Origin of the sequence: Holdemania sp. 1001302B_160321_E10, from assembly GCF_015552275.1 — a bacterium.
Lineage (GTDB): Bacteria > Bacillota_I > Bacilli_A > Erysipelotrichales > Erysipelotrichaceae > Holdemania.
This window is the reverse complement of the sequence record NZ_JADNEM010000016.1, coordinates 51,076-71,674: the sequence shown is the minus strand read 5'-3', so window position 1 is coordinate 71,674 and position 20,599 is coordinate 51,076. Positions and strand designations below refer to the sequence as shown.

Sequence of the window (20,599 nt, the reverse complement as noted above, 5' to 3'; positions counted from 1 at the left end):
AAACGGGATTGTTTCTACTTTCACATAGCGTTACTGAAAGGAAGTGACTTCGTTTCCACTTTTCAAGGGTCGATTCTCAGCCAGTCTGACAAACTTCTGTCGCCTTCTTTATGCGGATGGATTGTCATAAAAAAGCGGCCGAAATCGACCGCCTGAAAAATATTGAATTAGTAACCGAGATCTTCGTTGATCAACAAGACATGAATGCGTCCTGGTACATGGCTGCGCTGCAGCGTAACCGCGGCGGAACAAATCCGGGTCGGTAATTGGCAATCGGCGCAATACCCGATCTTTGTGCACGGATTATCCTTATTTAAACGAACACAGTTGGCCGGAGCCGCAAGGGTCTTTACACGATCCTGAGCTGCCTGCAGATCCTTGACGATCTTGTTGGCGCCGGCGATGACCAACACGTGTTCCGGCCCATAAATCATGGCCGCAACGCGGTTTCCATTACCATCCACATTGTATAATTCACCGGTCATCGTAACGGCGTTGGTGCTGGTCAGAAAATAATCGCAGGACAGCGCCGCGTGATAAATCTCGTGCGGATGATCGCTGTGATAACGATCCAGATATTGTATGTCCTGATTGTTTTCCAGAAAATCAAGAATGCCGGTTTCAAATAACGTCATGGACCCGCCGACGCTGACCGATACCTGATCTTTCAGCAGTCCCTTCAAATATTCAAGGCATTCTTTTTGTGTCGGAAACAGATCGACTTGAAACTGATGGTCTTCGAGCTTTTTCTTCGCCTGCAGCATCTGCGTCCACCGCAGCGTTTGCGTATGCTTATCCATTTTCACTCCACCCTTTCCCGCAATGATTCTTTCAGCACTTCTATTTTAGCATCGCTGAGGCCGATCTGTCTTAAATATTTTTCAGCCGATCCATACGTTTTCCGCAAATGGTCCAATGTACGGATCATATTGGATTTCGGCGATCCTAAAACGGCGTCTGGATCCTGAATTCCCATCTTTTTCAGCATTGCCAGCTGATCCTTCAAATGCGGATTCAGATACAAAGCGGTTGCCGCGTAATCCTCGACGATCAGGTCTTCCTCTACCCCGGCCAAGTCCAGCAGCAGCATTGCCGTAACGCCTGTGCGATCCTTTCCTGCGGTGCAATGGAACAGAATACACCCTGCGGTGTCCGCCATCGCTTCAAATACTCTTTTTATCGTATTCTGACTGTGATCCAGTAAGCCGATATAAACCTGACCCATATCGGAGGGAAAACCCGATGCGCTCATCCCGGAATTCACCTGGTCCAACAGCGGAAAGCTCAGATGCTCTACGCCCAGTTTCGGATCCGGCGCTTGTTCCTGTTCAAACTCAGAGCGTAAATCAATGACTAACGATAGTCCTTTTTTCTTTAAAACTTGCCAATCTTCCAGTGTTAAACCGCATAAAGAATCGCTGCGAAGAAAACGATTTCTTTTTGTCTGCCCACCATCCTTAAGCGGATAGCCCCCTAACTCGCGGGTGTTGTGCGTCCCTTGCAGGATTGGTTTATTTACCATATTGCCATCCCTTTCTGTTTCCAGAGAATATTGTAACGTAATTTTAGAAATAATGCTATGGCCTAGCCCTTCTGCAATTCCTTGATTCGTGATGAAAATCAGGTTGTTAAAAAAGGAACTCCGCGGAGTTCCTTAACTTATTGCTTAGAAATGTTTTACGCGGTCTTCGTACTTCGCGTAGATCGCATCGTTGTTGAAGCCATCGACGTTCTGGCTCTGGAAAACAGGCAGTTCGCAGCCTTCTGCCGCCAGGATCTTTAACGCTTCGTTTACGATTGTATCCAGAACGAAGATGCTGGAAATCGTGCTGCCCGGGCCTGTCGCTACGCCGCCGACATTCATCAGCGCGTCGCCGTCAGGTACGCAGTTGTCCAGAATGCAGTCAACACATTCGAACAGACGCTTGCCGCTTGGATGACGGCTGGTCGTGTTCTGCGACTGATGCAGGTTCGTCAGCGCGATCGTGTAGACGCCTTCCTTCTGGCAGCGCATGGCCATTTCAACCGGAACCGCGTTACGGCCAGAGTTGGAAATGATGATCATGATGTCGTTTTTGTCAATCTTGTACTGATCAAAAATAACGTCAGCCAGGCCGGAAACCTTTTCCATCGCACCGCTGCGGCGAGCGCCGAAGTTCGTCAGTGCATCTGGATCCAGAATGGCGTTGACATTGCCCAGTCCGCCAGCACGGCAGAACAGCTCGATGCCGATCATGTGCGAATGACCTGTACCAAAGACATGGATGATGTGATTGTTCTTGATGTTGTCGGCGAACTTGACAGCCAGCTCCTGGATTTTTTCCTTGTTGGTATCATCCACTTTGTGCAGCAGTTCTTCGACCTTGTTCATGTATTCAAAATTGTACATTTTTAGTACCTCCCTTTTCCTTTATTAAATACGGCCCGCGTATTTCTGTCTTAATTCTGCGTTATGCCTGCGGTTTTCTTCGCTGTCTTCGCTCAGCAGCAGCGGCAGCTCCACGCCTCTCTCGCTTAACAGACGGCAGGTTTCCGTCGTAATCGACTGCGCGATAAACGCGCCGGTGATCGAAGAAATCGAACAGATCTTTTCGATCTTGCCTGTTTCAATCAACGCGTCGCCCTGCGGCCCGCAGTTGTCGATGACCACGTCGCCCATCTCATAAAGCTTCTTGCCGCTTGGATGACGGCTGGCTTCCGCACTGGTATGCTGCCAGCTGGTCACGACGATGACCTTATGACCTTCCTGCTTTGCCTTGATCGCAAAGTCAATGACAACGCCGTTAATCCCGGAGTTGGATATAATAATAAAGCTGTCCTGCGGACGGATGTCGTATAAATCATACAGCCGGTCCGCAATATCCGCACGACGTTCAAAAATGTTGTCCGGATCCTTAAATTCCGCTAACGAAACCTTGCCATGCAGAACGAAATCGCTGGTCACAATAGTATGAAACGGCACTAACGAACCCGGCCGGCCGGCCAGTTCCATCCCGAAGCCCACGGAATGGCCGGAACCAAAGACATGCACGACGCCGCCTTGAGCGATCGTTTCAGCGCAAACCTCGGAAGCCTTGCGGATGTTGTCCATTTCCTTGCCTTCCAGAACATCGACAACCTTCAGCATTTCTTCATAGAATAAATCCATATTAATTTCTCTCATGAGCGCACCTCCTAGGAATTCCAGCGTCCCAGATATACGTCTGAGATTTCGCGGTTATGGACATCGGCACCCTTGACATTGGCGCTCAGCAGAACCGGGCAGTCATGGCCCAGTCCGGTCAGATAACGATACGTTTCAGCACACAGCATCTGCGCGATCACGTTGCCGGTGACCGTCGAGACCTGGTTGATCTTCTGACCGTTTTCCAGCGTGACCACCATGTCTGGGCTCGGCGCACAATTATCCAGAATCAAATCGGCATAATCAGTCAGTTTTTTGCCGGACGGATGACGTGAAACCGAAGTCTCCGCTTCTGCCTTGGAGGTCACAACAATCAGCTTGCGGCCTTTTTCTTTTACTTTCTTTGCGAATTCGACGATGACGCCGTTGTTGGCTGGATTGGAAATCAGGATGAACATGTCATGATCGTCAATATTGTACATGTTCCACAATTTATCCGCTAAATCCGTGCGGTCGTTGAAATCAGGCTGGTTCGCTTCTTCCGGGGAAACGACGCCGCGCAGCAGCAAATCCTCCATTTTGATCTGGTGGAACGGCATCAACCCGCCGGCACGATACCCCAGTTCCATGGAAAACGCCAGTCCATGTCCCAATCCGAACAACTGGACAAGACCGTTTTCCAGCATGCAGTCGCCCATCATTTTCGCCGCTTCGTAAACCGCTTCTCTCTGAGTGTTTTTAACCTCTTGAAGAGCGTGCTTGGCGGCTGAGAAAAACTCTTTTGCTTCAGCCATACTGAAACCTCCCTTTCACGCAGAATCACTCCCGCGAATGACCCTTTACGCTGACTTTATGATAGCTATTTTCGCTTTCAGTGTCAACCGCTTTCACGATGTTTTTGAATAATTTAATCAAATTGTCATATTGCTTAAAGAATAAATAATTTGCATGCGCCGGCGATCAAAATAAAAGAAGAACCGTGTCTTTCGGTTCCTCTATTCCATGTGTCGTTTTATGATTAAAGAAATGATCGACGCCGCCAGCTTCGGGTCTTCGTTGCAGACGATGAACTTGTACTGATCGACCAGCTCCATCTCCCGGCTCGCCTTGCTCAAGCGCTGCTGCACGATCTCCTCCGGCTCGGTTCCCCGCCCGCGGATCCGCTTTTCCAGCTCATCCATGCTCGGCGGGATAATGAAAATCGTCAGCGCGTCCGGACATTTCTCCATGACCTGCTGACAGCCCTGCACCTCGATTTCCAACAGCACGTTCTTCCCCTCGGCGCGCAGCTTTTCGACGTTTTTCAGCGGCGTGCCGTAATAATTCCCGACAAATTCCGCATATTCCAGCAGCTCGCCCTCGCGGATCGCCTGTTCAAAGGCCGGCCGGTCGACAAAGTTATAATTTACGCCTTCGACTTCCCCCGGACGCATTTTGCGGGTCGTCATGGAAACCGAATACGCCAGGTTTAATTCCGGATCATTCACGAACTCCTTCAGAATCGTCCCCTTCCCGACTCCGCTCGGTCCGCTCAGCACGATCAGCAACCCCTTTTTCATGCTTCCTTCCTCCTTTTGTCCTGGTTTAATAATACAAAGCTTCCCCAGGATTGTCAACGAATTCCACGGCCGGTCCGGTTTGGGATTTTATCAGAATCATGGTATAATAGGAACACATTTTGGAAAGGTTGATCACCATGGCTTTAGACGGACTCCTGCTGCATGCACTGTGCCGGCAGTTTCAGGAAATACTTCCCTGCAAAATCAATAAAATCCATCAGATCTCCAATACGGAGCTGTTGTTTCACCTGCGCACCCAGCGCGAGAAAAAGAATTTACTGATTTCCTGTCATTCGCAATACAACCGCATCAATCTCACCGACCGCGCCTATCCGACCCCGGAGGAGCCGTCGCATTTCGTCATGCTTCTGCGCAAGCATTTGGAGGGCGGCTTAATTCTCTCTGTCCAACAGGGCGGGCTGGATCGCTGGCTTGTGATGGAGGTTTCGCTGCGTAATGAAATCGGCGATAAGGTCTTCCGCAAGCTGTACGTCGAATTGATGGGCAAATATGCCAACGTCATCCTCGTCGATGAAAACAACCGGATTCTCGATGCGCTCAAGCGGATTCCGCCGTTTGAAAACACCAAGCGCACGATTCAGCCGGGCGCGCAGTTCACGCTGCCGGAACAGCCGGTGAAACAGGATCCATTTACAGCGCAGACCGTCGATCCGCAACAGCCGCTGCACCAGCAGTTTGACGGCTTCTCTCCGCTGCTTGGGCGGGAGGTCGAAACGCGGATGCGCCGGGGCGAAACGTTCCCGGCGATCATGAAGCAGATCGAAAGCAGCGATTCGCTGTTCATCACCAACACGCCCAAGGAAACACAGTTTCATCTGATTCCGCTGACCCAGTATGAACAGCCGGCCAAGGAATATCCGCTGATGGAGGGCATGGACGTCCTGTATTATCATAAGGAAGAAAAAGACCGCATCCGGCAGATGACCGGCGATCTGTTCAAGTTTGTCCGCAAGCAGCTCAAGCATTACCGCCAGAAGCTGCCGAAGCTGCTCGACGCGATGCAGGAAGCGCTGGATTGCGAAAAGTGGCGTGAATATGGCGATCTGTTATACGCGTATGGGCAAAATATTCCCAAAGGCACGCCGTCGGCAACCTTGACCACCTTCGATCAGAGCGGGCAGGTCAAAATCGATCTGGACGTCCGCTTCGACGGACGCGGCAATGCGAAAAAGTGTTTTCAGAAATACAACAAAGGAAAAAAGGGTCAGGAGCATTTATTGGAACAAATCGACCTGTGCGAGAAAGAGATCGAGTATTTCGAGGGTCTTGAGCAGCAGCTGGAACTGGCCAATTTTGAAGATGCCCGCGAAATCCGCGAGGAGCTGGCGGCGTTAGGCTACATGAAGCCGATCCAGTCGAAAATCCGCCGCAACCGCAAAAAGGCGAAGGCCCTGCCGGCGATCACGGCGATCCCTCTGGCAAACGGCGTCACGTTATATTTCGGCAAGAATAACCTTCAGAACGAAGCGCTGACGTTCAAGCTGGCGCGCAAAAACGACCTGTGGTTCCATGCCAAGGATTTCCATGGTTCGCATGTCGTGCTGGATTGCGAACAGCCTGACGAGGAAACGCTGCGGCTGGCCGCGATGGTGGCAGCCTATTACTCCAAAGGCCGCTATTCCAGCAGCGTCCCGGTCAACTATTGCCCAATCCGCAATCTCAAGCGGGTTCCCGGCGCGAAACCGGGCTTCGTCTCGCTGACCAGTTACAAAACGATCTATATCGATCCGGAAGAAGCCGTGATAGACGATCTGTTGAAAGAAGGCGCATGAAAACGACGCGTTACTGCTTAACCCTGCCCTATCTGGAGGTTGTTAAGAAGTTAAAATATGAGCTGCGCTGGGGCTGCATCCGCGGCACGCTGTTAAGTCAGGCCGAGGTCAGTCCTCAGGTGACGGTGCTGCTTTTACAGGTTGAAAATCAACCGGAAAACACCATGCTGATCATTGATCATCTGCGTACTGAAACGCAGCTGCGGATCATCGAGCCAAAGGATCAGGGATGGGATCAGATTTTGGGCAAGCTGTTTCTGTCCTTCCGGCTTCCGCCTAAAAAGGACATTCTGTAACTTGACTGCGACACGCATTGTTTGGCCGGGGATCTCGCTGATCAAAAAGAAGACTTCTCAGAGGTTTCACTCTGCCGAAGTCTTCTTTTTCAATTCTGGTTTTTCAATTTGTCTTTTAAACGTTCAGATCTCTTTTCCTTCGTTTCAGGATCAAACGTCTTCCTGCTTCCCGTTTTTCCAGATCATCAGCGCTTCTTTTCGCCAAACTGGTATCAATTATTTTCCCGCCAAATGCTTTGCCGCAACATAGGCCATGACACAGCCCTGCGAAATGCAGGCTCCCCCTGCCCAATAACCGGCAACACCGGTGGAACAGGTGCCCGCGGCATATAAGCCTTCGATCACGTTGTTGTCCTGATCCAGCACCTGCGCGTTGCCGTCGGTCAACAAACCGCCGCGCGTTCCGCAGGTTCCCGGCACATACCGGCAGCAATAGAACGGCGCCTTTTCAATTTTCCCCAAGGTTGCCGTCAGCGTCGTAAACTGAGAGAAATCGGCCTCCGGCAGCGCTACATAAGTATTCGACTGCAGCGTCCGCAGTGCGTTTTCACTTTCGCCGCGGTGCCATTGCGGATCAACCCCGGCGTCCACATACCCGTTAAACGCTTCGACTTGCTTTAACAACCCTTCTTTGTCGATGCCCATACCTTCAGCCAGAGCTTCCAGAGTGTCATAGCGGGTGATGTAGTCCGGCAGCGCGTCGATCGTTGCCCCGCCCGGCAGTTTAAACTGCGATGTATAATCCGCATCGCAAATGAAGTATCCCGGAATATTCGCATACTTCAGCGTTCCTGTGTCGTAAGCGCTGAAGGCCCGGCTGAACACATCATATTCGCGGCTTTCATCCGCAAAACGTTCGCCTCTGGCATTCACGCAAATGGCATGCGGAAATTTCAGATAACACGCCCAATCCGCCAGCGCGGACGTCGCCATAATTCCGTAGTTGCGGTCGTCGCCTTCGTTCCACACCGGGTTGTCGTAAACAAACGGCACGCCCAGATAACGGTCCATCAGCGCCAGCTGCGCGCCCAATCGAGCGCCCATCTTCTGACCGTCGCCGGTGTTGTTAGGACTGGAACAGGAACGATACAACGGGAAGGACAGATGATTCCGGCGCATCGCTTCATTGTAGTCAAATCCGCCGGTGCCTAAAATTACACCCTTGTTCGCTTTGATCCGCAGCGTTTTTTCGCCCTGCCGCGCCACCAGACCGATGACCTTGTGGTTCTCATCGGCGATCAGCTCCTCTGCCGCAGTGCCCATCATCAGCTGAATTTGATCATGCGTTTCAACATATTCCCGATATTGCTTCCATTGCGCGCCGGCCATCATCATCTGGTTATCCGCGTCCAACGGAAATGCCGAACCGCGTCCGACGACGATGCTGTCAGGGTAGCGGTCGTAATAATCATTATGCGCGCCGGAATGGATAAACCGCGACCACCCCAGTGTCTGTTTTGTCCAGTCGCAATATTCTTGAGCATGATCAACAAATGATTCCATTACCGCCCGGCTCATCCGATCCTCGCCGACAGCCTGCATGTAGGACAGACATTTCTCCCGGCTGTCGCCGTTGTTTTCTTCCTTAAAATCATTCAGGAATCCCGGCAGCGCATAACCGCCCCCGGAGGTAGTCGAAGTGCCGCCGAAGATATTTTCATCCTTCTCCAATACGGTAATCGACGCAATCCCCATTTCACAAGCCGCAATCGCGGCGGTAATCACCGTGCCCGTTCCGACAACAATGATGTCCGTTTCCTGATCCCAGCTCAGTTCTTGATTCTGAGGGGCAGCGGCGGGCGTCGTGCCGCAGCCGCTGATGAGCGATAAGCCGGCTAATCCGACGGCACCGGCCGCAGCGCCTTTGATGAACTCTCTGCGTGAATATTCTTTCATTTCTTTCTCTCCTTTTTGATAATATTTTATCAAGTTCGCAAAAAAAGAAACAGAAGCAAAAACAACCAGTGTCTGTCATCCGAATTTATCAGTTCATAAATTTTGTTTCAGGTAGCGGATCAGTTCCCGGGCTACCTCGTCATATTGGCGTTTCCGCATCGTCGCGGAGGACGTCCGCAGAAAATAAGGGAAGGTAAAACCATCGGAAAAAGGCGGATATCCCGCATCTGATTGATCAGCGTATTCTGCCCATGGCAGGCCATAACCCCGCGGTTAATCGCCAACAGCGAATACAGGTAGAGCGGATCTTCCGAGCAGATCTGGCGCTGCTCAGGCTCAAACGGCATCCATTTCTGACCGGTATATTCCAGCGCCCCATAGCCCAGCGTCGTCGTCAGAATCGTCTGGGTGTGAAAATCCTGCGCGGTAACGACGGTCTTCTGCGCTAAAGGATTGGCTTTATGCACGGCAAGCATCAGCGGATATTCCGCGACTTGTTCGCTGGTAAAGTTCAGATTGGCCTCGCTGGGCATGGTTGTCAGACAGAAATGCAGCTCGCCCTGTTTGAGCAGCGCGTTGCTTTGCTTTCCGCTCAGAAACAAAATCTCTGCCTGAACTTCGGGATGTTCCTGAATCCAGTTTTCAAAAATGGCGACTTCCCGCTGATCCGCCCAGCTGACGATCCCCAGTTTGATCGGCAGCCGGTACTGACTGGAAAACTCCCTCATTTCCTTTTCAATTTGGTTGAATTCATCAAACTGACGGGCGATCCGATCGTAAAAAAGCCGTCCCTCATTCGTCAATTCGACGCCGTTCTTTCCCCTTTCTAAAAGACTGAAACCCAGTTCGTTTTCCAGCTGCGTCAGCGCAGCGCTGATCGTCTGCCGGGTGATGAACAAGGCTTGCGACGCCTTGACGATACTGCCATATTCAACGGCGCTGACAAAATATTTCAACTGCTGGATTTCCATGTTTCCGCCCTCCATCTGTCAGTTTTTTTAACATTATGCGCAAAATCATCAGACACATCCAACCAGCTGATGATTTCCCCGATCCTTAAGACTGATTTTCTTTCCCCTTGCGATTCAAATTAAATCCTTAAAAAAACTTTACCCAATTTCTTGAACCGGGTCAAGTCCGGATTCAGAAAGTCCTATTTTCCGCACAAAAAAACGAACTTCTGCCGGCTTGAGCCAGAGGCAAAGTCCGTTGTTTTCTTTCTTCTTCTCGTTATAAGATTTCCAACAGCTGATCCAGCGCGTCGATCTGCCAGGTCGGCTGTTGCTTTAACGTCAGCGGCAGATGCTTCTGATTGAACCAACAAGTATCCAATCCCGCCGCCTGACCGCCGGCGATATCCGAGCTTAGCGAGTCGCCGATCACCAGAATCTGCCGCGGATCTTTTTCCGCGATGGTTCGCAGCACCGGCGCAAAGAATTCCGCCTGCGGCTTCTGCACACCTAGCTCATCCGAAATGAACAGATGTGTAAAATACTTCGCCATGTCCGCGCCCGCTAACCGCTGCCGCTGGGTCGGACCGTCGCCGTTAGTGATGACGTCCATTTCCACTTTTCCCTGCAGTGCTTCCATGATTTCACGCGCGCCCGCAAGCAGATCGTAGCCCTGCATCAGCAGTTTGCGGTAAGCCCGGGAAGCCGCCAGACCGTCGGCGGCAACGCCCAGTTCGTCAAACGTCCGCTGAAAGCGGGTATCCTCGATCACCTGCTTGCCGATCAGCCCCTGCTCGTAATCCGACCACAGCTGATGATTAATCCGCAGATAACACGCCACATTTTCCTCGCTGGCGTCTACGCCGAATTCCTCCAGGATCCGCCGCAGCGACCGCTCCTGATTTTTTTCAAAATCATACAGCGTGCCGTCCAGATCCCACAACAATGTACTGTACCGCATTATTTCAGCCGTCCCTCGTTCGCCAGCCGGCGCAGCTGCTTGACCTCAAACGGTTTCATCAGCCGATATTCGCCAGGATTCAAGCCGCGGACCGTGATCGGACCCAACGAGCGCCGATGCAGCCGGCGCACCTCGTAGCCAAAGACTTCCAGCATCCGCTTGATCTGCCGGTTGCGGCCTTCCTGAATCGTCAATTCAAACATCGTCTGTTCATGTGCGAAATCCTTGTTCGTCACCCACAGCTTCGCCGGCAGCGTCTTGATTCCATCGTCCAGTACGACGCCCTGTTCCAGCTGTTTGATTTCTTCCGTTTTCAAAATCCCGTTGATCGTCACCTCGTACACCTTGGCGATATGATAGCGGGGATGAATAATTTCATTCGCGAATTCTCCGTCGTTCGTCATGATCAGCACGCCGGTTGTGTCGTAGTCCAGCCGGCCGACCGGGAACACCCGCTGCGGCACATCCGTCATCAAATCCACAACCGTCCGCCGGTCATGCTCGTCATTGAGCGTACACAGCACCTTCTTCGGCTTGTTCATGACATAATAGACTTTATCTTCACGCGCGATGGCTTTGCCGTCAACTTCGATCAAAGCCCCTTTGCGCGGTTTTACACCCAGCTCCGTTACGACCTGTCCGTCGACCTTGACGCGTCCCTGCAGAATCCATTCTTCCGCCTTGCGCCGGGAGGTCAGACCGCTGGCCGCAATAATTTTTTGTAATCGATCCATCGTTTATCTCCATCCTTTGCCTTCTTATTTTACCAGACAAGACCGGGAAAGAACAGAGAAATCGGCGTTAAACAAGGAATTGCAGCGTCAGCCAGATACCTACACCGATGCCGATCACATCCGCAAACAAACCGATCGGCAGCGAATTTTTGATTTTCTTCACACCGACCGAAGAGAAGTAGAGCGTGATGACATAGAGCGTCGTATCCGTCGAGCCCTGAATGACGCTTGCCATTTTGCCGGCCAGCGAATCCGGTCCCAGCGTTTTCAAGATATCGACGAGAATCGCCAGCGACGCGCTGCCGGAGATCGGACGGAAGAAGGCCAGCGCGAAGATATCCGAAGGAATCGCAGGAAACACGTTGCCCAGCTGTCGGGCCATCACGGTAAACAGCCCGCTTTCCCGCAGCAGCGACACCGCAAACATCATCGCCAGCAAGCTCGGAAACAGCGTGACAAACAACGATAGTCCCTCTTTCGCGCCACTGACAAACGCGTCGTAGGCATTGAACTTCCGCAGCAGGGCGAACGCGAAGATCAAAAGGATTAAGATCGGCAGAATATACAGGCTACTTTCCACGGTAATTCACCCACCGATCCAGCGCCAGGCCGCCGATCGACGCACAGCTGGTCGCAATGATCGCCAGCGGCATGAAATCGGTCGGATTCAGCGCGCCGAACTGCGCGCGCAGCGAAACGATCGTCGTTGACAAGATGGTCACGCCGGCGGTGTTCAGCACTAAAAACGTGACCATTGCACGGCTGGCGGTTTTCTTTTCCGGATTGTGCCGCTGCATGCACTCCATCGCCTTAAGGCCGCTGGGCGTTGCGGCCGAGCCCAGTCCGAATACATTGATTGTAATGTTGGCGGCAATGTAGCCCAGCGCTTCCGGATCGTCGCGCAGATCCGGAAACAGAAACCGCAGCAATGGAGACAACAGCTTTTGCAGCATATTCAGCAGGCCGACCTCCCGCGCGATATTGAGAATTCCGCTCCAGAAACAGGTCGCCGCCACCAACGGCAGCGCCAGCTCGAGCGTCTCGCGGCCGACGTTGACGATTACCTGATTCACAGAACTGACTGATCCGGTCAACAGACCATACGTCAGTGAAGCCAGAATCAACAGGATCCAGATCAGATTCATACGCACCACCTCCAGAAACAGAACTTCCGCGGCGGCTTAACGGCCGGGAGTGTCTTGACCACCGTGTGCGAAGGATCGGTCCAGCACAGCGTCAGCTCATTTTTACTTTTATCGAGCGTCATTGTGTACTGTCCCTGTCCCGCTTCTTCCTTTTTAACGACGACTTCAAACGGCTGGTCCAGCTGAGCGATATAGCCTTCCTGTTCGATCGAACCGGCCGGCTGCAGCGTGATCAGCTCGCACATTTCCATCGCTTTCCGATACTTTTGTTCGTGAAACGTCCAGCGGTCCGGCACGGCCAGCGTCACGACGATGTATTCCAGCTCGCCGTTCTGCGCTGCGGTGACCAGCGTTTCCCCGGCCTTGTTGGTGAAACCGGTCTTGCCGCCGGTACAGAATTCAAAATTACTCAGCAGCTTGTTGGAATTTTTCCAGCGTGAGCCCCATTCGCTTGTGTAAAACTGCGTCGCAACGATCTCCCGAAACTGCGGCAGCGTCATCGCGTACTGCATCAAAAGCGCCATATCATACGCCGTGGAATAATTGCCTTCCTCCTCAACGTCCATGCCGTTGGGGTTATGGAATTCTGTATCCTTCATCCCCAGCGCCGCCGCTTTTTCATTCATCATCTGAATGAATTTTTCAACCGATCCGCCCCCGACCCGGTGGGCGATCGCAACCGCCGCATCGTTGCCGCTCTTTAACATCATGCCGTAAAGCAGCGAACGCATCGAAACCTGCTGCCCTTTCTGAATCCAGATCATACTGCCTGTCACATTCGTCACTTCGTCGCCGATAATCCACTGGTCGATGTAATCCCCGTTTTCCAGCGCGACCACCGCGGTCATGATTTTTGAGATCGAGGCGATCGAGCGAACTTCGTGTTCATTTTCAGCTTCCAGAACATTGCCGTCGTTGCCGCTGATCACAATATACGAACCATCCGCGTGCAGCGGCGTCCAGAACAACGTCAGCGTCAGAAAAAATACCGCAATCTTTTTCATACAGCGCCTCCTGTTTGACAGTGTATGTTCCAGCCCGCCGATCAAGAATCAGGTCTTTTTCACAGGGTTAACAGTATTCGATTGCCATTCTTTTTCAAAATCCGGACTGAATTTGCTAAACGTTTGCGCCAAAGCCATTCCGGCAGGATTTGCGAACGGATTCTCCTCGCCGGTTTCCCGAATCAAAAAAAACATCGTTCAGGCAGTTTCTTTTTGAAGCCGCCGCGCTTTTCCTGTCCGTGGTCTTAATAAAAAAAAAGATTCGTTTTTCAGTTAAACTCGTCGGATTGTTCCAAATTCATTGCCAGCGCCTCACACCAGTTTGACCACCCGCGGCGCTTCCAGACGGTCAAAGCCAGGTGAATATGGCTTGAGGGCCAGGATCGGCATGCCTCTCATGGGCGTCGATATACGTGCGCCACACGATGCCTTCCTTTCGTGTGATCTCACGATAAACCCTGACACGCTGTGAGAGTCAAGTAAAAAATAAAATTCCTCTTGTTCGTGAGCCAGGAGGAACTTCAATTTCATTGCGGACCGGGATCTGAATCTCAGTCAGATATCGCTGCGAATCCATTTCATTCCAAAGTCCGTACTGTATGATTTGCCGATCGGGGCCGTTGAGATGCTTTCCGTTTTCTTCCAGCCCCCGGACAACCAGCAGCGGAGCTTGCGGATCAAGATCGGCTTCAGTTTGGAAAATTCGCCGATTTTTAACGTCGTTCAGTCCTTCTTTCCGGTAATCCGATCAAGCTGCAATGGGTGTCCTGACGTCGTCTGCTTTTTCTCACAGCGCCCGCAGTGGGTGCAGCCGTTGCAGGTCAGCTGTCCGCCGCAGCGCTGGCAATGGGATCCAAAATAAGGCTGATATAACCGTTCCGGCGGAATTGGGCCATATTCGTCTTTCAAATGAAAGACCTGCGGACGGCCGCGGAAGCTGAGTCCGGATTTCCACGCCATTTCACTTTGCAGGCGCTTGGACGGCATGCGGTATGTTTTCCCGTCTTTGACAAAAACCGAGCCGGTTTCGATGAAATTAAAAGTCACCCCGGCCCGGCGGCATTGCGCCCCCAGAGCTTGAACCCAGCGATAATCGCAAGGCCGCGCGCCATCGTAATTTTCCCCGCCGCAGATCACCTGTTCGATCTGGCCGCTGGCGAGCCATGGCGACAAGTCGACAGGACCGATCAAGGGTGCGCACATCACCCCTTTATGTTGAAACGGCAGCTTCAATAACCAGTCCATCCGCGATTCCGCCCGTTTCTGATTCTCCACGGTCACATTAAAAAAGATGTTTTCCCAACCCGTTCCCCAATCCGCCGGAAGACACGCCGCCACACGCTCAGGACGTTTTGTCAGCAGGAAAAAGATAACGTCCGAACGTTTTTTCATGATCTGCCAGGCTTCCTTTCGCCAGAGGTCAGCCTCAGCCAGGAAAAAATCAGAGTTCATGCATACGCGCACCCGCTCGCCGCTTAGAATCTTATAATATCCGCGCCGGTCTTTCTTTACCGGCATGTCGAAGCCACTTGCAACCCGCCGGATCTGGGCTCCGTCCTGCCCCCGCTGGCGGTCGAGAAAATACATATAACAATGCTCGCAGCCCTCGCTGATCTTCGTGCAGCCATGCCATGGATTCCAGATATCATGCATCGGGATCGCCACCCTTCTTTTTCCTGTTTTCTTCATTGTAGCGAAACATTGAATTATTTTCAAGTTTTTTAGAATGATTCCTGAGGAAACGGACCACAGAAAAAGAAAAGAATCCTGCGCTCTGTCAGAATTCTTCAATTTCCCCTTGGTCTTGATAAATCAGCTCGATTAAGCGGCCCTGCGTGCCGATCGTAAACATCAGCTTGCGGATCACGATCAGCCAATCCCATCCTGAAGCTCAAAGACTTTCAGATAAGCAGGATTTCGCTTCAGCAATGTTGACGGTGTGATCAGATCCGACAATATTGCCAGCCCTTATGCCGAGCAACCATCCCCGCCGTCAGCTGAAATTGCGCCAGCTTGGGATGCTCGTCAAAAATCGGCTGAAGCATGAGAGCCTTCCAACAGTCCTTTGCGGCACACGACATTCCTGCCGCTTTCCCGGCTGTCCCTACTTCAGATACCGGCCTCAGCCTTCGATTAACTGACGGCGGGTCCAGCGGTCGCCGCGGAAGCGAACCGCAAAGAAAGCGGAACGCACAAACCAGTCGCAGATCATCGCCAGCCAGACGCCGACGACGCCCAGCTTGAAAACCAGCCCGAACACATAGCTCAGACCGATCCGGCAGATCCACATCGACGCAATCGAAACGCTCATCGTAAAACGCGCGTCGTTGGCTGCCCGCAGCGCATTGGGCAGCGTGAAGGAAACCGGCCAGATCACCATCACGAAGAAGCCATGGATAAACAACAGCTTAAATGCGATATCCAGCGTTTCCGGCGACAGATTATACAGCTTCAGTAAGACGTTCGCTCCCAGCAGAATGCAGACGTTCAAAGCGATCGAAGCCATATACGCCCATTTCATCAGCTTCTTCGTATAATATCGCGCTTCCTCGATCTTCCCGGCGCCGACGCACTGGCCGACCACCGTGACCAAGCCCAGACCGATTGCCGCGGCGGGAATGACTTCCATCGACGCGAAGTTGTTGGCGACGGCGTTGGCCGCGATCGAAGCGGTGCCGAACATCGCGACTAAGCTCTGTACCAGAATCTTGCCGATCTGAAACATGCCGTTTTCTAATCCGTTCGGGACACCGATCTGTAAGATCCGTTTGATCATCGTCCAGTCAAAGCCCAGATGGAAATACGAATCCAAACGGATCTGATCCTGCCGATGCCGGAGCATCACGACGATCAGCACCGCGCAGACGATCCGCGAAATCAGCGTCGGGATCGCCGCACCTTCCACGCCCATGCCCAAACCGTAAATCAGAATCGCGTTGCCGACGATATTGAGCGAATTCATGATCAGCGACGTCACCATTGAAATCCGTGAATTGCCCATCGCCCGGTATAACGCCGCGCAGGAATTATACAACGCGATAAACGGATAGGACATCGACGTGATAAACAGGTAGGTCTGCGCACTGGCAAGCACCTCCGGATCCACCTTGCCGAAGATCAGGGAAATCAGCTGATGACCGAAAATCAGAAACATCACCATGATCACCGCGGAAATCGCCGTCGTACACAAGATCAGCTGCTTCGCGGAGAAGCACGCCTGTTCCTCTTCCCGCCGGCCGAGATACTGCGCCGCGACAACCGCGCCCCCGGTGGCCAGCGCCGCAAAGATATTGATGATCAGAATGCTGATCGAATCGACCAGCGATACGCCCGAAACCGCAGCCTCAGAAACGCTGCTGACCATCATGATATCTGCCATGCCGACCAACACCGCCAGAATCTGTTCGATCACTAACGGTATGATCAGCTGTTTTAACTTTTGATTGGTAAACATTGTCTTCCCCCATTTCTCTGAACTTGTCTGATTATACGCTTTCTTATCGGGAAGTTCAATTTTGTTTTTCTGTTAATAAGCGCGATCTGCCACTGAAAGCATTGGCCTAAGCATTTCAAAGTTGAAGAAAACATCAAGAAAGCTGACTTGCGTCAGCTTTCAGGTTATGCTTCAGTTTTCTGATTCTTGTTTTTAATCAGGTTCAACAGACCGCCGGCCCGCAGAATTTCCAGCTCCCGCGCAGTACAATGATGCTGGACCGTGAAGGAGAAGCCCTTCGCGTCCGTGATCGTCAGCGGCTGGCCTTCCGCCAGCTTGCCGCAGTCCAGCGCCAGCGTATCGAGCATCGCAATTCGCTCATAGTCGTCCGGCCGCTCAAAGACCAGCGGCACAATTCCGGCGTTGATCAAATTCTGGCGGTGAATCCGGGCATAGCTCTTGGCGATCACCGCCTGAATCTTCAGATACATCGGCGCCAGCGCGGCATGTTCGCGCGAGCTGCCCTGCCCGTAGTTCTCCCCGGCGATAATCCACCCGCCCCCATACTGCAGACAGCGATCGTGGAATTGCGGATCGATCTGGCTGTAACAGAACTCGCTGATCTTTTCGATGTTGCTGCGGTACGGCAAAATCTTGGCTCCGGCCGGCATGATGTGATCGGTTGTGATGTTGTCCCCGACCTTGATCATGACCTGCGCTTCAATCGTTTCCGCTAACGGGGTCTTGACCGGATACGGCTTGATGTTCGGGCCGCGTTTTATTTCCACCGCCGGATCGCAGCTGGGCTGGATCAGCATCGTGTCGTCGATCAGATAAGCGTCCGGCATCTCCGGCTTGGCATAGTCGATCGTTTCCGCGCTGCACAGAACCCCGGCGATCGCGCTGGCAGCCGCGGTGGCTGGGGAAACAAGATAGATCCCTGCGCTCAGCGTGCCGCTGCGGCCATAGAAGTTGCGGTTGAACGTGCGCAGCGAGACGCCGTTTGACTGCGGACTCTGTCCCATTCCGATACACGGTCCGCACGTCGCTTCCAGCACCCGCGCCCCCGCCGCGATCAGATCGTCCAGCGCCCCGCAGCGGCTGAGCATCCGCAGCACCTGCTTGGAGCCGAAGGAAATCACCAGTGAAACTTCCGGATGAACGGTCTTGCCTTTGAGAATCCGGGCCACCTCCAGCAAATCGGTAAACGAGGAATTCGTACAGGAACCGATCGCGACCTGATCGACCTTCAACCCCGCCAGCTCCTCGACCGGCTTGACTAAATCCGGGGAATGCGGACAAGCGACCAGCGGTTTCAGCGCGGCGCAGTCAATTTCGATCACTTCGTCATACACAGCGTCCGCATCGGGCTTCAGCTCGATAAAGTCAGCCGCACGGCCCTGCTTGGTTAAAAACTCACGGGTATTTTCATCGCTGGGAAACAGCGACGTCGTCGCGCCCAGCTCCGCCCCCATGTTGCAGATCGTACTGCGCTCCGGTACGCTTAAATCAAGCAGACCTTCACCAGTATATTCCAGGATCTTGCCGACGCCGCCTTTGACGCTCATCAGCGACAGAACCTTCAGGATAATATCCTTCGCCCCGACGCCATGCGGCAGCCGGTGGATCAGCCGCACGTTGACGATCTTCGGCATCGTTAAGGAAAACGGCATACCCGCCATCGCGCAGGCCACGTCCAGTCCGCCCGCGCCGATTGCGATCATCCCCATCGCCCCGGCGGTCGGCGTATGGGAATCCGAACCCAGCAGCGTCTTGCCCGGTTTGTCAAACCGCTCCAACTGCACCTGATGACAGATCCCGTTGCCCGGCCGGGAGAACAGAATGCCGTAACGATCCGCGACCGTGCGCAGGTATTGATGATCGTCAGCGTTTTCAAAGTCGTTCTGCAGCGTGTTGTGATCGACATAGCTCACCGAGCATTCCGTCTTGACCCGCTCGCATCCCATCGCCTCAAATTGTAAATAAGCCATCGTCCCCGTCGCATCCTGTGTCAGCGTCTGATCAATCTTGATTTCAATCGGCATTCCCGCCTTCAGCTCGCCCGCTATGCAATGCGCCGCTAAGATTTTTTCCGCCAGTGTCTTCATCCAACCCCTTCTTTCATAGACTTTATTATATCAGCTCGTTTCCGCTTTTGAAAGTCTTTACACAGAAAAGTAAATTGTTTTCTTTCCTGTGTCATTTCTTTCATTTTTGTAGTAAACTAGAACTATTGAGGTGAAATCATGAACAGTCAGCTGCAGAAGATCTTCCAGGAATCAATCCCGGAAAATAAAATCGACAATGAATTATACACAAAATATGACGTAAAGAAAGGTCTTCGCAATGAAGACGGCACCGGCGTCTTGATCGGTCTGACCCGGATCGCCGACGTCGTCGGCTACAAGCTAGTCGACGGGAAAAAGGTGGACGATCGCGGTGAGCTGTACTATCGGGGGATTCCGATCACCCAGCTGTGCCGGAATCTCGATCAAGATCAGATCTGCGGTTATGAGGAAACGTGCTTTCTGATTTTATTCGGGCATCTGCCAAGCCGGTCGGAGCTGGATCTGTTTACCGCTGAACTGCGCGGACGCTACACGCTGCCGGAGGGCTTTCTGGCGACCAACATCCTGCGTTATCCAAGCATGAACGTGATGAACCAGATCCAGAAGGCTTTGTTGATGTTGTATGGGGAGGATCCTTTGGCTGACGATATCTCGGTTGCCAACACGCTGGACCAGGGGTTGTCGATCCTGGCGAAAATGCCGGCGATCCTGTGCTACTCGATGGCCGCGAAAGCGCATTTCTTTGAAAACAAGAGCCTGATCGTCCATCCGGTGAAGCCTGAGCTGTCGATCGCGGAGAACATCCTGTCCTTATTAAGACCCGATCAACAGTTCACCCCGCAGGAAGCGAAGATTCTGGATCTGATGATGGTGCTGCACGCCGATCATGGCTCCGGCAACAATTCCACATTTACCAATATCGTCGTCGCTTCCACCGGTACGGATATCTATTCTGCGATGGCGGCTTCCGTAGGCTCGCTGAAAGGTCCGCGCCATGGCGGAGCGAACATCTCCGCCCGGCGGATGATGGACGCGATGCTGATGCGGCTGGGGCTGGACGCCAGCGACGCACAGATCACCCAGATTTTAGAACAGATCATGGATAAGCAGTTCTTCGACGGCAAAGGTTTGATCTACGGCATGGGGCATGCCGTCTACACCCTTTCCGACCCGCGCAGCGAAATCTTAAAAGCGCAGATTGAAATTCTGGCTCAGGAGAAAAACCGTTCCCGCTTATATCAGTTCTACCGCCGCACTGAAGAATTGGCGAAGCAGGTCATCTTGCGCCGCAAAGGAATTCATGTCAGCAGCAACATCGACTTTTACAGCGGGCTGGTTTATTCCATGCTGGACATCCCGGAAGATTGTTACTCGCCGCTGTTCGCCGCCAGCCGGATGGTCGGCTGGCTTGCCCACAACATTGAAAACAAGCTGTATTGCGACAAGATCGTTCGGCCAGCCGGCAAATACGTCGGTGACTTAGCCGATTACATCCCGCTTGCACAACGCCAAAACCGCTGAATCCCAGCGGTTTTTTTGACAAATCACCAGCTTTGTCAACAAGCGCAGACAGTTTTTCTTGACATTCGTTCTCCGCTCTTTATAATTTATAAATAGTTTACAAATAAACTATTC

At 52.6% G+C, this 20,599-nt stretch carries 19 protein-coding genes; 3 read left to right on the top strand and 16 right to left on the bottom strand.

Annotated elements, in window-relative coordinates; all coding sequences use genetic code 11:
* Positions 1-167: 167 nt before the first annotated feature.
* The 6 genes from I2D94_RS10910 to gmk form a co-directional block, all read right to left on the bottom strand.
* Positions 168-800: a lactate utilization protein gene (locus I2D94_RS10910; RefSeq protein WP_072683353.1), complete on the bottom strand. Its 633-nt coding sequence runs from the start codon at positions 798-800 to the stop codon at positions 168-170.
* Positions 801-802: 2 nt separating this feature from the next.
* The gene (locus I2D94_RS10905) at positions 803-1,522 is read right to left on the bottom strand and encodes a tyrosine-protein phosphatase (RefSeq protein WP_195396913.1); all 720 of its coding nucleotides are present in this window, start codon (positions 1,520-1,522) and stop codon (positions 803-805) included.
* 144 nt (positions 1,523-1,666) lie between these two features.
* Positions 1,667-2,389 (bottom strand): sugar isomerase domain-containing protein, encoded by a 723-nt coding sequence (locus I2D94_RS10900; protein ID WP_072683355.1) that lies wholly within the window; start codon positions 2,387-2,389, stop codon positions 1,667-1,669.
* 24 nt (positions 2,390-2,413) lie between these two features.
* Positions 2,414-3,163 carry a sugar isomerase domain-containing protein gene (locus tag I2D94_RS10895; RefSeq protein ID WP_195396912.1) on the bottom strand — a complete coding sequence of 250 codons (750 nt, stop codon included), beginning with the start codon at positions 3,161-3,163 and terminating at the stop codon, positions 2,414-2,416.
* 11 nt (positions 3,164-3,174) lie between these two features.
* Positions 3,175-3,918, bottom strand: coding sequence for a sugar isomerase domain-containing protein (locus tag I2D94_RS10890; protein ID WP_072683356.1), 744 nt, complete (start codon positions 3,916-3,918; stop codon positions 3,175-3,177).
* A 201-nt stretch (positions 3,919-4,119) separates the two neighbouring features.
* A complete protein-coding gene (gmk, locus tag I2D94_RS10885; protein ID WP_072683357.1) occupies positions 4,120-4,683 on the bottom strand; it encodes a guanylate kinase in 564 nt (187 codons plus the stop codon).
* A 137-nt stretch (positions 4,684-4,820) separates the two neighbouring features.
* Between gmk and I2D94_RS10880 the strand changes: the two genes are divergently transcribed.
* Both I2D94_RS10880 and I2D94_RS10875 read left to right on the top strand, forming a co-directional pair.
* The gene (locus I2D94_RS10880) at positions 4,821-6,476 is read left to right on the top strand and encodes an NFACT family protein (protein ID WP_195396911.1); all 1,656 of its coding nucleotides are present in this window, start codon (positions 4,821-4,823) and stop codon (positions 6,474-6,476) included.
* Positions 6,473-6,772: a hypothetical protein gene (locus I2D94_RS10875; RefSeq protein WP_195396910.1), complete on the top strand. Its 300-nt coding sequence runs from the start codon at positions 6,473-6,475 to the stop codon at positions 6,770-6,772. The genes I2D94_RS10880 and I2D94_RS10875 overlap by 4 nt, the downstream gene beginning before the upstream one ends.
* A gap of 216 nt (positions 6,773-6,988) precedes the next feature.
* Here the strand turns inward: I2D94_RS10875 and I2D94_RS10870 are convergent, their stop codons facing one another.
* The 10 genes from I2D94_RS10870 to I2D94_RS10825 form a co-directional block, all read right to left on the bottom strand.
* A complete protein-coding gene (locus I2D94_RS10870; RefSeq protein ID WP_195396908.1) occupies positions 6,989-8,668 on the bottom strand; it encodes an FAD-binding protein in 1,680 nt (559 codons plus the stop codon).
* A 131-nt stretch (positions 8,669-8,799) separates the two neighbouring features.
* The gene (locus I2D94_RS10865; RefSeq protein ID WP_195396907.1) at positions 8,800-9,639 is read right to left on the bottom strand and encodes a LysR family transcriptional regulator; all 840 of its coding nucleotides are present in this window, start codon (positions 9,637-9,639) and stop codon (positions 8,800-8,802) included.
* A 259-nt stretch (positions 9,640-9,898) separates the two neighbouring features.
* A complete protein-coding gene (locus I2D94_RS10860; protein WP_195396906.1) occupies positions 9,899-10,579 on the bottom strand; it encodes a YjjG family noncanonical pyrimidine nucleotidase in 681 nt (226 codons plus the stop codon).
* Positions 10,579-11,313 (bottom strand): pseudouridine synthase, encoded by a 735-nt coding sequence (locus I2D94_RS10855; protein WP_072683363.1) that lies wholly within the window; start codon positions 11,311-11,313, stop codon positions 10,579-10,581. The genes I2D94_RS10860 and I2D94_RS10855 overlap by 1 nt, the downstream gene beginning before the upstream one ends.
* A gap of 67 nt (positions 11,314-11,380) precedes the next feature.
* Complete coding sequence (locus I2D94_RS10850) at positions 11,381-11,893, bottom strand: nucleoside recognition domain-containing protein (protein WP_072683364.1); 513 nt, start codon at positions 11,891-11,893, stop codon at positions 11,381-11,383.
* Positions 11,883-12,458, bottom strand: a complete 576-nt coding sequence (locus tag I2D94_RS10845; protein ID WP_195396904.1) for a nucleoside recognition domain-containing protein — start codon at positions 12,456-12,458, stop codon at positions 11,883-11,885. Before I2D94_RS10845 ends, I2D94_RS10850 begins: the two co-directional genes overlap by 11 nt.
* On the bottom strand, positions 12,455-13,462 hold the full coding sequence (locus I2D94_RS10840) for a D-alanyl-D-alanine carboxypeptidase family protein (protein WP_072683366.1): 1,008 nt from the start codon (positions 13,460-13,462) through the stop codon (positions 12,455-12,457). The genes I2D94_RS10845 and I2D94_RS10840 overlap by 4 nt, the downstream gene beginning before the upstream one ends.
* A gap of 723 nt (positions 13,463-14,185) precedes the next feature.
* Positions 14,186-15,115 carry a DUF5131 family protein gene (locus I2D94_RS10835; RefSeq protein WP_195396903.1) on the bottom strand — a complete coding sequence of 310 codons (930 nt, stop codon included), beginning with the start codon at positions 15,113-15,115 and terminating at the stop codon, positions 14,186-14,188.
* A 469-nt stretch (positions 15,116-15,584) separates the two neighbouring features.
* Complete coding sequence (locus tag I2D94_RS10830; RefSeq protein ID WP_072683367.1) at positions 15,585-16,916, bottom strand: MATE family efflux transporter; 1,332 nt, start codon at positions 16,914-16,916, stop codon at positions 15,585-15,587.
* A 164-nt stretch (positions 16,917-17,080) separates the two neighbouring features.
* Positions 17,081-19,003, bottom strand: coding sequence for an aconitate hydratase (locus I2D94_RS10825; RefSeq protein ID WP_195396901.1), 1,923 nt, complete (start codon positions 19,001-19,003; stop codon positions 17,081-17,083).
* A 138-nt stretch (positions 19,004-19,141) separates the two neighbouring features.
* Here I2D94_RS10825 and I2D94_RS10820 point away from each other — a divergent pair, with 138 nt between their 5' ends.
* On the top strand, positions 19,142-20,485 hold the full coding sequence (locus tag I2D94_RS10820; RefSeq protein WP_195396899.1) for a citrate synthase: 1,344 nt from the start codon (positions 19,142-19,144) through the stop codon (positions 20,483-20,485).
* The last annotated feature ends 114 nt before the right edge of the window (positions 20,486-20,599 follow it).

Excerpts from the sequence above, each read along its gene's own strand:
- I2D94_RS10825 (WP_195396901.1), bottom strand. The coding sequence starts at position 19,003 with ATGAAGACACTGGCGGAAAAAATCTTAGCGGCGCATTGCATAGCGGGC.
- I2D94_RS10840 (WP_072683366.1), bottom strand. The coding sequence starts at position 13,462 with ATGAAAAAGATTGCGGTATTTTTTCTGACGCTGACGTTGTTCTGGACG.
- I2D94_RS10890 (WP_072683356.1), bottom strand. The coding sequence starts at position 3,918 with ATGGCTGAAGCAAAAGAGTTTTTCTCAGCCGCCAAGCACGCTCTTCAA.
- I2D94_RS10855 (WP_072683363.1), bottom strand. The coding sequence starts at position 11,313 with ATGGATCGATTACAAAAAATTATTGCGGCCAGCGGTCTGACCTCCCGG.
- I2D94_RS10860 (WP_195396906.1), bottom strand. The coding sequence starts at position 10,579 with ATGCGGTACAGTACATTGTTGTGGGATCTGGACGGCACGCTGTATGAT.
- I2D94_RS10875 (WP_195396910.1), top strand. The coding sequence starts at position 6,473 with ATGAAAACGACGCGTTACTGCTTAACCCTGCCCTATCTGGAGGTTGTT.
- I2D94_RS10845 (WP_195396904.1), bottom strand. The coding sequence starts at position 12,458 with ATGAATCTGATCTGGATCCTGTTGATTCTGGCTTCACTGACGTATGGT.
- I2D94_RS10905 (WP_195396913.1), bottom strand. The coding sequence starts at position 1,522 with ATGGTAAATAAACCAATCCTGCAAGGGACGCACAACACCCGCGAGTTA.
- I2D94_RS10830 (WP_072683367.1), bottom strand. The coding sequence starts at position 16,916 with ATGTTTACCAATCAAAAGTTAAAACAGCTGATCATACCGTTAGTGATC.
- I2D94_RS10820 (WP_195396899.1), top strand. The coding sequence starts at position 19,142 with ATGAACAGTCAGCTGCAGAAGATCTTCCAGGAATCAATCCCGGAAAAT.
- I2D94_RS10900 (WP_072683355.1), bottom strand. The coding sequence starts at position 2,389 with ATGTACAATTTTGAATACATGAACAAGGTCGAAGAACTGCTGCACAAA.
- I2D94_RS10865 (WP_195396907.1), bottom strand. The coding sequence starts at position 9,639 with ATGGAAATCCAGCAGTTGAAATATTTTGTCAGCGCCGTTGAATATGGC.
- I2D94_RS10880 (WP_195396911.1), top strand. The coding sequence starts at position 4,821 with ATGGCTTTAGACGGACTCCTGCTGCATGCACTGTGCCGGCAGTTTCAG.
- I2D94_RS10835 (WP_195396903.1), bottom strand. The coding sequence starts at position 15,115 with ATGCATGATATCTGGAATCCATGGCATGGCTGCACGAAGATCAGCGAG.
- I2D94_RS10910 (WP_072683353.1), bottom strand. The coding sequence starts at position 800 with ATGGATAAGCATACGCAAACGCTGCGGTGGACGCAGATGCTGCAGGCG.
- gmk (WP_072683357.1), bottom strand. The coding sequence starts at position 4,683 with ATGAAAAAGGGGTTGCTGATCGTGCTGAGCGGACCGAGCGGAGTCGGG.
- I2D94_RS10870 (WP_195396908.1), bottom strand. The coding sequence starts at position 8,668 with ATGAAAGAATATTCACGCAGAGAGTTCATCAAAGGCGCTGCGGCCGGT.
- I2D94_RS10895 (WP_195396912.1), bottom strand. The coding sequence starts at position 3,163 with ATGAGAGAAATTAATATGGATTTATTCTATGAAGAAATGCTGAAGGTT.